This is a genomic window from Chloroflexota bacterium, from assembly GCA_026708035.1.
Classification (GTDB): Bacteria; Chloroflexota; UBA11872; order UBA11872; family UBA11872; genus JAJECS01.
The window spans coordinates 104,318-114,509 of the sequence record JAPOVQ010000011.1 but is presented as its reverse complement, the minus strand read 5'-3'; the positions used below and the strand labels follow the sequence as shown (position 1 = coordinate 114,509).

9 protein-coding genes and 1 riboswitch are annotated in these 10,192 nt (G+C 65.2%); of the genes, 1 reads left to right on the top strand and 8 read right to left on the bottom strand.

Annotated elements, in window-relative coordinates:
• Window positions 1-266: 266 nt before the first annotated feature.
• Complete coding sequence (locus OXG33_04875; GenBank protein MCY4113260.1) at window positions 267-1,193, bottom strand: polysaccharide deacetylase family protein; 927 nt, start codon at window positions 1,191-1,193, stop codon at window positions 267-269.
• Window positions 1,194-1,591: 398 nt separating this feature from the next.
• Here OXG33_04875 and OXG33_04870 point away from each other — a divergent pair, with 398 nt between their 5' ends.
• Window positions 1,592-2,437 (top strand): creatininase family protein, encoded by an 846-nt coding sequence (locus OXG33_04870; protein ID MCY4113259.1) that lies wholly within the window; start codon window positions 1,592-1,594, stop codon window positions 2,435-2,437.
• 180 nt (window positions 2,438-2,617) lie between these two features.
• Here the strand turns inward: OXG33_04870 and OXG33_04865 are convergent, their stop codons facing one another.
• The 7 genes from OXG33_04865 to OXG33_04835 form a co-directional block, all read right to left on the bottom strand.
• A complete protein-coding gene (locus tag OXG33_04865; GenBank protein MCY4113258.1) occupies window positions 2,618-3,229 on the bottom strand; it encodes a hypothetical protein in 612 nt (203 codons plus the stop codon).
• Window positions 3,230-3,569: 340 nt separating this feature from the next.
• Window positions 3,570-4,358, bottom strand: coding sequence for an ABC transporter ATP-binding protein (locus OXG33_04860; protein ID MCY4113257.1), 789 nt, complete (start codon window positions 4,356-4,358; stop codon window positions 3,570-3,572).
• 312 nt (window positions 4,359-4,670) lie between these two features.
• Window positions 4,671-5,663: an ABC transporter substrate-binding protein gene (locus OXG33_04855; GenBank protein MCY4113256.1), complete on the bottom strand. Its 993-nt coding sequence runs from the start codon at window positions 5,661-5,663 to the stop codon at window positions 4,671-4,673.
• A complete protein-coding gene (locus OXG33_04850; GenBank protein MCY4113255.1) occupies window positions 5,660-6,439 on the bottom strand; it encodes an ABC transporter permease in 780 nt (259 codons plus the stop codon). The genes OXG33_04855 and OXG33_04850 overlap by 4 nt, the downstream gene beginning before the upstream one ends.
• Window positions 6,436-6,741: a thiamine-binding protein gene (locus tag OXG33_04845; GenBank protein ID MCY4113254.1), complete on the bottom strand. Its 306-nt coding sequence runs from the start codon at window positions 6,739-6,741 to the stop codon at window positions 6,436-6,438. Before OXG33_04845 ends, OXG33_04850 begins: the two co-directional genes overlap by 4 nt.
• A gap of 50 nt (window positions 6,742-6,791) precedes the next feature.
• A riboswitch (TPP riboswitch) is annotated at window positions 6,792-6,906 on the bottom strand.
• A gap of 54 nt (window positions 6,907-6,960) precedes the next feature.
• Complete coding sequence (locus OXG33_04840) at window positions 6,961-7,365, bottom strand: hypothetical protein (protein MCY4113253.1); 405 nt, start codon at window positions 7,363-7,365, stop codon at window positions 6,961-6,963.
• Between the two features lie 11 nt (window positions 7,366-7,376).
• On the bottom strand, window positions 7,377-10,190 hold the full coding sequence (locus tag OXG33_04835) for a DUF1156 domain-containing protein (protein MCY4113252.1): 2,814 nt from the start codon (window positions 10,188-10,190) through the stop codon (window positions 7,377-7,379).
• Window positions 10,191-10,192 lie beyond the last annotated feature (2 nt).

Below are 10,192 nucleotides of genomic sequence, written 5' to 3'. Positions count from 1 at the left end.
CCGCCTGGCGACGCCCCATGGTCCGCCCCGCCCCTGGGTTTATGCAAAGGTCTCCATGGGGAGAGGGCTGGGGTGAGGGGATTGGCCCGGCGTCGTTCCTGCGAAGAGTCTGCCCCGTGCTCGACACGGGGCGGAAATCTAGATTCCGCTCAAGCAGTTAGCTCACGAGCGGGCGCCCACAAGGGACGCCCCTACATGGCCTTGCGGAGGTTGCCAAGCGGTTGAACTGGACGACTCCGAGCGCTGACAGCCGCGTCTGGGCCTCGTCAGTCGTCCTCGAGATGCAACATGGTGGCGGCGTCGCGCACGGTGCAGACGGCCACCGGCTCCGGCTTCGAACGTGCGTGGGCCATCAGCGCCGGCAGGGCGCGGTTGGCCGGATCGTGCAGGTAGTGGGTGTAGGGATGCCACGTCGGCACCCACAGCAGGCGATTCTCGTAGGCGTGGTCGAGCGCGGCCAGGTTGTAGGCGATCCAGTCGTCCAGGGCCGCGGCGTCCGTCCAGGGGCAGGTCCAGCCCTCCGGCACAGGCTGGTGGCCTTCATTGATGCGCCAGACCTCCATCGCGTCGTTGTCGCGGTTGCGCTCGAAGTCGAAAAACAGGCGGTCCATCCAGCCCTGGATGGGAATCTCGATCAGGCCGGTGGGATAAACGTAGGGCTGGAGCCGCGACGTCGCGGCGACGTCGTGCGCCCAGCCGTATTTGCCCATGGTCGATTCCATGTGGCTGCTGACCCAGCGAAAGCCGCTGTCGAGGATGGTCTGCTGGTTGGGCAGGAGCCGGTCCAGGCCGCTCGGCAACCCGCCCGGCCCGCGCAGCACGGTCGACTGCACGCCAAGCCTGGCTTCCAGCTCACGGTTCGCCGTGGTCAGCTCCCAGCCAAGCTGGGCCGGGTCTGCATAGTTCAGCAGCATGTGGCTGTAGGTGTGGTTGTCGATTACGTGGCCGCGCCGCAGGATTTCCCGCAGGTAGTCGATATCGGGTTCCTCGAGGCCGTTGACCACGTAGAAGAAGTGCAGCGGCACGCCGAATGACTCGGCCGTGGTGCAGAGCCGCAGCGTGTAGTCGCGCAGCGCCGGCATGATGCGGCCGTGGTTGATGAGCACTGGGGAATACCCGGCGCACATTTCGAGGTCGTAGCTCAGCGCCACGGCGCAGCGCGCGCCCTCGGGCAGCTCCACCCGAACCCGCATCGCAGCCTCCGCGTCTCCAGCGCTAGTGGAAGGTACCCGGTCCGTCGGTTCGGCGCCTGCCCTGTCCGTCGTTCCGGCGCAGGCCGGAATCCAGACGGTGACTCGTGCGTATCGGGCGAACCTGGACCACGGCCTTCGCCGGGGTGACGAGGGAGGTTGCGCTGACCCAGACCTGCCGGCATTCCGGCGGCGAGTCGGCCCCGTTCGTGGTGAGCCCTTCGACAGGCTCAGGGCAGGCTCTGTCGAACCAGGGACGGCGTCCATCGACTTCGCTCAGAGCCTGCCCTGAGTTCACCGAAGGGACGAACGGGCTGAGGGCGCTCGCTCAGACCGGACCGGTCCAGTCTGCGAGCCTGCGGCGCGTACTATGAACCGCTTCCCGCTCCCGAGGATTGAACATGGCCGTCACGCACAGATTCCAGGACATGACCTGGCCCGAGGTCAACGAAGCCGTCACCCGCGGCGTCATCCCGCTGCTGCCGGTAGGCACCGTCGAGCAGCACGGACACCATCTGCCGGTCAAGATCGACAACTGGACCTCCACCGAGATCTGCGAGGAGGCAGCCCGGCGGTCGAACGGCCGCATCATGGTGATGCCGTCGGTGAGCTACGGCTACACGTCGCACGTGATGGACTTTCCCGGCACGGTGACCATCCACCACGAGACGTTCATCCGCTACGTGGTGGACATCCTCAAGAGCCTGGCCTACCAGGGGTTCAAGAAGATCATCATGGTCAACGGCCATGGGTCCAATATCAATCCGCTGGAGCTGGCCGCGCGGCGCGCCATGCTCGAGAGCGACGCCTGGGTGGGCATCGGCGGGTGGTGGCACTTCATGGCCGCCGACCCCGACTTCATGGCGACCTGGCGCGAGTCCGAGTTTCCCGGCGGCTGCGCCCACGCCGGCGAGGCCGAGACCTCGCTGGCGCTCTTCTTCGATCCCGACATGGTGTACATGGACCTCGCCAAGGACCAGATCACCGAAACCAACCAGCGCAAGTCCAAGTACCACTGGGTGGACCTGTGGGCCACCGGCCCGGTGCGGATGGATAGCTGGACCAGCACCTACACCACCGACGGCACGCAGGGCACGCCCACCCTCGCGACCGCCGACAAGGGCCGGCGGATTTTCGAGGAGTCGGTGAACAACATCGTCGAGTTCGCCGAGGAGTTCGCCGCGCGCGAGATGTGCCCGCGCGTGGACCACCACGTCAACCCGCCGACCTTCAGCCCGCCGGGATAGGCGGCGCGAACGTCGACCGGCTGACCGTCTCGCGGGTCGTGATCCTGTAGGGGCGTCCCTTGTGGGCGCCCGCGACGCCGGTGACTCGGGCAGCCACAAGGGCTGCCCCTACAAGGATTCGCGGTTGCCCATGGGCTTCGTCAAGGGAGAGGAGGGTCTCCGGGCAAGGCCTCGGGGCTCCTAGATCGCGTAGCCCTCGGCGACGGTGGTGCGGATGTAGCGGATCGAGTAGTGCGTGTCGTCGGGCCAGGAGTCGCTCGCCCAGGCCGGAATTGCCCCGAGGCCGGCGACGCGCACGGTCTTGGACGGCGGGATCTCAATCACAGCGCAGCTCATGCCGGCGATGGGCAGCGCTTCCGAGCGACCGCCCTGCTCCAGCATGTCGGCGCGCAGGTGCATGCCCCAGAGGTTGTCGATGCGATAGCGCACCGGCAGCGCGTGTTCGACCTCGCCGTCGTGCCGAAATCCGGGAATCGGGTCGGCTTCGAGCAGAATCGATCCCGGCGGCGTGCAGGCGCTGCCCATGACGGCCACCCGCACCATGGGCTCGTCCTCGTGGATCACGATCCAGTCGGATGGCGTCTGGGTCGATGCCGTGGAGCCGTCGGTCGTCTTGATCGGGAACAGCTCCATGCCGTGCCGCTCGCCGCCAATCCAGACGCGATCGACGTCGACGTTGGGGTAGTTGAACGGGAACTCGTACTCATAGGTCCTGAGCTTGAGCTCGAGCTTCTCGCGCACGGGGTCGTTGGGGTATCCGGGGATCCGTCGGTCGGCTGAGACTTGCGCCATCTGAGGCTCCATCGAGGTGTGGGTCGGTTGCCGACCGGAGCATAGAGAGCGCCGGTGGACGCCGCAACGGGGGCCTGTCGCTTCGGCGCAATGACTGGGTCTGGACCGGTCTGGTGAGGTTCGAATGCGAGAGAGTGGCGCCCGTTACTAGCTCTCATGGTCGGTGTTCGGATTCCCTCTCCCTTGATGGGAGAGGGTTAGGGTGAGGGTGTCAGGCGAATCGCCTCATGCGGCAGCAAATCCCCGCTACGCGGACCTTTTCGAGGCTATTGACCCCTCATCCTGTCCTTCTCCCGCAAGGGGAGAAGGGACTCGACGAGCACGCGAGGCCGGCCCCGGACTACCCCTGCGTCTCGGCCAGCAGCGCGTGGAGCAGCGTGCGCTTGGCGTCCACGAACGGCGGCGAGGTGGTCATCTCACGTTCGCGCGGCCGCGGCAGATCTATCGCCAGCACCAGCTTCATCGTGCCGGGGCGGCGGGTCATCACGTACACGCGGTCGGACAGAAAGATCGCCTCCTCGACGTCGTGGGTGACGAACAGGATCGTCTTGGCCAGCTCGGTCCAGATGCCCAGCAGCCACTCCTGCATTTCGCCGCGTGTCAGGGCGTCCAGCGCGCCGAACGGCTCGTCGAGCAGCAGGGTGTCGCGGTCCAGCAGGATCGTGCGCAGCATGGCCGCGCGCTGCCGCATGCCGCCGGAGAGCATGTGCGGGTAGGCGTCGGCAAAGCCCTCCAGGCCGAACCGATCCAGCTGCGCCAGGGCCCGCGCCTCGCGGTCCGGTTCGCCGCGCAGCTCCGGTCCGAGCACGGCGTTTTGCAGCGTGGTCCGCCAGGGCAGCAGCAAGTCGCGCTGGGGCATGTGCGCCACCAGGCCCGTGCGGCCGATTGCGGAGCGGCCGTTGACAGCAATCTCACCGGTGCTCGGGCGGTCAATGCCCGCGATGAGGTTGAGCATGGTGCTCTTGCCGCAGCCGCTGGGTCCGATCACCGACACGAACTCGCCCCGCGCGACGGTCAGGTTGACGTCATGCAGCGCCTCGACGTGCAAGCCATGCTCGACATACGTCGCCTGAACGCCGCGCAGCGCCACGGCCGGAGTCGCTGCGGCGCCGCCGGACGGTGCGCTCACGTCGTCCCCCGAAAACCCGTGAGCAATCCTTCGTCATTGCGGCGAAAGCCGGAATTCAGGCCTTCGCCATTCCCGCGAACGGTGCCCCTTGCGCAATCCCTTCCGGGGAGATTGAAGCGCAGGTCCGGTCCCCTCTCCCTCGATGGGAGAGGGTTAGGGTGAGGGTGATCCGAGGCTTGGGCGTGGGATATCGACCATCTGTGCAAGGGTCTCCAAAGGCGGAAATCCAGGCCGCAGCCAGCCCCGAATCTCGCAACGCTTCTCCCGGACATGCTTAGCGTTTCCGGGAATGGCAAACGACCCCCCGCGGCCTCAGGCGTTCTCGATGAACGAGTTATCGAAGGCGTTGGCGGGATTGATCGTGCGCGCGAGCAGGTCGTAATTCACCAGCCAGTTGGCGTAGCCCTGCCAGGTGTCGCGCGTCTGCCAGCCCCACGTGTCAACGTCTTCCGCGTAGCGTGGGCTGAGCCAATCCTGGCTGGCGCGCACGAGGTCCGCGTCGATGCCGTCCACGGCCTTGATCAGCGTGTCCGCACCGCGCGAAGGCTCATCAATGGCCAACTCGTAGCCGCGGGCCGTGGCGCGCACGAAGCGCTGCACGACGTCCGGGTTCTCGGCGATCATCGCCTCGCTGGTCGCGAGCACCGGCGTGTAGTAGTCCGGGATGCAGTCGAGGTCGGTCAGGCGGATGTAGTCGAGCTCGAATCCCTGCAGCTGGGCGCGAATGCCGTCCCAGGCCTCGAAGATCCACACGAAGTCCACGTCGCCGCGCTCCCACGCAACGAAGTAGTCGACGGCCCCGATGTCCACGAACTCAATCTGGTTGAAATCGCCGCCGTCGCACTGCATCAGCGCCGTCAACACCTGCCGCTCGGGACCCCATCCAAAGGCGCCGTACTTCTTCCCCGCGAAGTCGCGCGGGCGGCGAATCTTGCGGTCCGCCGGCGAGGCGAAGCCCGACGTGTTGTGCTGAATGATGGCCGCCACCGACACCAGCGGCACGTCCTCCGAGCGCGCCAGCGTCACCTCTTCCTGGAAGCTGATGCCGAACTCGGCGGCCCCGCCCGCCACGGCCTGCGCCACGCCCGACACGCCGGGCTCGACGATCGAGACTTGCAGGTTTTCGTCGTCATAGAAGCCGAAATCACGGGCGACGTAGATCCCCGTGTGATTGGTGTTGGGGACCCAGTCCAGCATCAGCGTGACCGATGCCGGCTCCTTGGCCTCCTCGCCGCAGGCGGCCACCAGCGGCACGGCGGCGGCCCCGAGCATCAAACCCAATATCCGGCGTCGCGAAATCATCATCGTGCGGTCTCCTCCTTGGCCGCCGTCCACGGTGCGACGGTGCGGCCCACAAGCTCAACGCAACCGAACAGCGCGATGCTCAGCAACGCGATGACGGCAATCACGGCAAATACCTGGTCGGTCTGAAACGAGTTTGACGCCCGCAGCAGATAGAGTCCCAGCCCCTGGCTGGCCCCAGTCCACTCGGCGATGACGGCGCCGATGACGCTGTAGGTGGCGGCGATCTTCATGCCGGAGATCACCGACGGCACGGCTGCGGGCAGGCGCACTTTGACGAACAGCTGCCGGTCGCTGGCCCCCATGCCGCGCACGAGATCGAGCATCTCCTTGTCGGCGGCCCGCAGCCCGCCAACCGTCGCCACCACGATCGGGAAGAAGCACACCAGCGCCACAACCAGCACCTTGGGCAGCAGGCCGAACCCAAACCAAATGGCCAGCAGCGGAGCCAGCGCGAACGTCGGAATGGTCTGCGAGGTCACCAGCAGCGGGTAGATTGCGCGGCGGGCCAGGCCCCAGCGATCGATCGCCGCCGCCAGCACGACGGCCGACGCCAGGGCCAGGGCGTAGCCCGCGGCGGCGGCGGTGACGGTGGCCGCGACGTGCGGACCGAGCAGGGGCGCGGCCTCGCCGAACGACGCGCCGATGTCCGAGGGCGCCGGGAGCAGCCAGTCCGGCATCTCCACGGCCCGGGACACGACTTCCCAAACCGCCAGCAGGCCGGCGATCAAGAGCAGCGCCGGTGCAAAGTCGCGCACTTGGCGGCGGAGCCGTTTCATTCGCCTGCCCCATCGCGAAACGGCGCCGTCTTCTCATGCATGGATGCGATGCCCGCCGGGCTTTCGATCATGCGGATGTTCGTCTGCACGGGGCCGTCGGCCAGCGTCACGGCGGCGTCGTGCGCCCGCGCGGCGACGTCGAGCAGCTCGCGCAGCGAGTCGCCCTCGATGGTGGTCTCCATGGGACCGACCTCGTGCGAGACGCCGCTGTCCTGGATCACCGCGATCGCCGCGTCGACGGCCGCCAGCGCGTCGGGCGCGTTTAGCGGCAGCACCTGGAGGGCCAGGGTCGCCCGGGGCATTCGTTCACCGCCATCAACAAAAAGACCGCAGATTCCGTGGAACCTGCGGCAGCAAACGCGGTGAACGTCCCTGCGCTGGCATTACCCAGATCAGGTTCCACGGGTCGGCGACGCTTTAGGTCGCCCTCTCAGCCGGGCGTTACCCCAGCTCCCCGCGATCAATCAGGACATCTCAAGGATACGACACCAAGAGCGGCAGGTCATTGCAGCAGACGTTGCCTATTGCGCCGGGATCCACCGGTTCGTGTCCGGCCGCCAGTCACGAAGCAGCGCCGACTCCAATTCACGTGTCTCGCGATCGCCGGTGGTGAATACCGCCGAGAACTCCACGCGGTCGCCAAACAACCGCAACTCGCGCCGCAACTCAGGATTCGTTTCGTTGCTGAGATGGTCCAAGAGCCGCCGCCTTACGCACGTAGTAGACATGCCCAGATATAGGCGCTCGTGTCCGCCCTCGGTCTCGGCCGCCAGCCAGAGGGCATACAGCCCAGAGCGGTCGCGCGGCAGCCGCCGCACCTCATCGCGGGTGAACGGACGTAGTTCCCGCTCCAATCGATACTTCGCGGCAAACGGCGTCAATTCGCCGCGCGCATCGCCGGGCTGTCCCGCGTCCGCCTCACGCATCGCCAGTCTCTCTACAGGTCGAGCGCGACTTGAGACGGCTCCGCGGCCAGCTGCCGCGCTTCGTCGAGGATCTGCGGCCAGCCTGTGACGAGAGTGTTGAAGACGTGTGCGTTGGCGGAGTCGCCGGCTCGGTCGTAGTGGCTGTAGAGCAGGCGCGCCAGCCTTTCGGCGGCCTCTGCGGCAATACCCATCGCCTGGACCACTCGGGCTGCCCCCACAAAAAGCTCGCCGGCTTCACGGTTCATGTGCCAGGCCATGCGGTGGCAGCCTTCCCAGGCCGAAATGTCGCCGCGCGTCCAGGGCCGATCCTCCTGGTAGTCATCTAGCGATAACAGACGCACAACTCCGCGTGACGCCGTCAGCAGGTCGTCGGCGGCTAGGTCTCCTACTACTACGTTGCTAGCTTGCGACAGGACCTCCGCATCTCCGTAGCTGCCTGATTTGTGGCCGTGCTGCCGCAGCCAGCGCAGGCAGAAGCGCGTCTCGGCGTCCAACTCACCCTCTTGCCGTTCCTCGTAGTTGTCGATGACCTGGTTGATAGCCGCCAGCGCTTCTCGAATCGTTACCGGCTCGCCGCTGATTGTCTCCACACGCCGATAACGCGAATAGACCTGCATGCCCGGGCCGATGGCCGCCTGCGCCAGATCCGTCGGTGCGATATGTCCCTCGCGGGTTAGCTGGTCGAGAGCAGCGGGCAAGTCACGCTCGAGTTCGTCCAGAAACTGGCGGCGAGAGGCGGTAGGCGCGTCCGCCGAACGAGGACGGGCGGCAATCACAATGGAGGAAGAGAGCGCATTCGTGCGTCGTGCAAGGATTCTTCCCGGGCTCTCGGTGCGGACTGGCCAAGTGCCAACAACCTGAAAGTCGGCCTGGATCATGGCGTTTAGCATGGTTTCCCAACCAGTGGAAGCGCGGCCTTGGCGTTCCTCCTCCTGCTGCTTGTAGGCGTAGAATATGCATGTGGGGAATTGGTCGCCGCCACGTTTGCGAATTACGCGCAATGCCTGGCCCAATAGATTCTCGAATCGTTGGTGTGGATCCTTGAATCGCGCTGGAATTGCCACCATCTCCTCTGTCTTGGGAGTCAGGATTCCGGCGAAAAGCTCCGGGTGGATATCTCGTAGAATTGGGCGCAACCATACGTAAAAGAAATCGGACAGGTCGGCATAGTCAATATTGTCATAATAGGGCGGGTCAGTTAGATTGATACTATACTCAGTTTTCGAACTTGATGCGGCATCGTCTTGCATGACTAGGGCCTCATGTAGCGCTGGGCATCTCTGGACTACTGCCGCGACTCGATCGACTGACGACATGAAATTACCGCCGGATGTGCTGAATGGATTAGCCTCCGCGTAATCCCAGACCATAGGGATCGCTTGCCGCGGAAATGTCTCACGCAATGCACCGCGATCGTTCATCCAGCTTGTAAAGCTTGACCACAGGTTAATGCATCGGCTAAGTGCTAGCGCGAGACCTGTTGTCACGGCGTCGGAATAGGCACGTTCTACACCAAGTTGATCGACTTCAATGCGCCATCGTGACAGGATCTGGCTAAAGGCTGTGATTGTGGTTAGCTGACGCTCAGTGAATAGCTGATGCCAATGGGTGAATCCGTAGCCGCGCCCGCTAACCAAAGTCGGAGTGTCAGGCATCGGTTGCGTGGGGCGCCAGCTAGATCGGGCGTTCATCGCTGGATCAATGTGCTCGTCGACTGGCGATAGGTAAATGCGCTTGCGGTGGCCCTCGGCCACGATGGCCGTCATCTGCTCGCCCAAATCGCCGGATCGCGCACGTTGGCGCACGTAGGTAAGCGGGACAGCGCTCCGGCAAGCCACGCATACGACGCTCGCGTTGTCGACGGTACCAGCCTTCGGAACGCCCTCATCGTGATCCTGGACGACGAATCTGATGGACTTTGCCGCGCGGTCCATCAGCGGTCGAATCCAGTGACGATCGCCCTTCTTTGTCGACAATTGAAACGTGCGAAGCAGCGGCATTCGCACGCCACAGGCAGGGTTGGGGCAGGGGATGGTGCGAGCCCAGAGCCAGGCGATCACGGTAGCTTCAGATCCGTTCGGCAAGCTCGCCTTTGGATATTGGTGACCCATGCGCGTGTAGGTTTCGTCCCGCATCCAGCGCCCGTAGTACCGGATATCGTCGGCCAACCCCGCCGCCCCGCGCCAGGCAACCCGACGCGGATTTCGCCCCTTGCCGACCGTCATTCCTAGTGCGTCTGCGTCTGGATTGATCGGTGTCTGATCTCTGAATTTTGGTGGAGTCTCGACAAGGGCCTTGTTTATGAGCACGGCCAGGGGATTGAGGTCGGAAGCGATCGCACGTAGCCCAAGTCGCTGGGCTTCCAGGGGGATCGAGCCGCTGCCGGCGAATGGATCATGCAGCGGCGGCGCGTGTTCGCTTAGGTAAGACAGCACCGCGTCGGGTTCCGTTGGTGCGGGCTCGCCCCGATCCCGCGCCAGCGAGCGCGCGATCTCGCGGCGCGCCTCGTCGAGCACGCCGTCCTGGCTGTCCGGCTGCACGTTTTCCCAGATCACCAGCCGCTCGATCAATGCGTGCAGCCGCTGCCGCTCGGCCTGCTGCGCCTCTTTGGTCGGGAATTCCTCGGTGCAGTCTTCCGGGTCGTCGACCAAGCTGGCAAAGATCACCGCTCGGCAGGCAGCGAGAGGCCGGCGCGCCCAATACTGGTGCAGCGTGGACGGATGCCCATTTCGCAGCGACTTTTCTCGCGCCGACTCTTTGTTTATGGCGGCTAGCGGTAGATCGACCTCGATCAGCTTGCGGCGTGGTGCGGGGTTAGCGGTCAAGC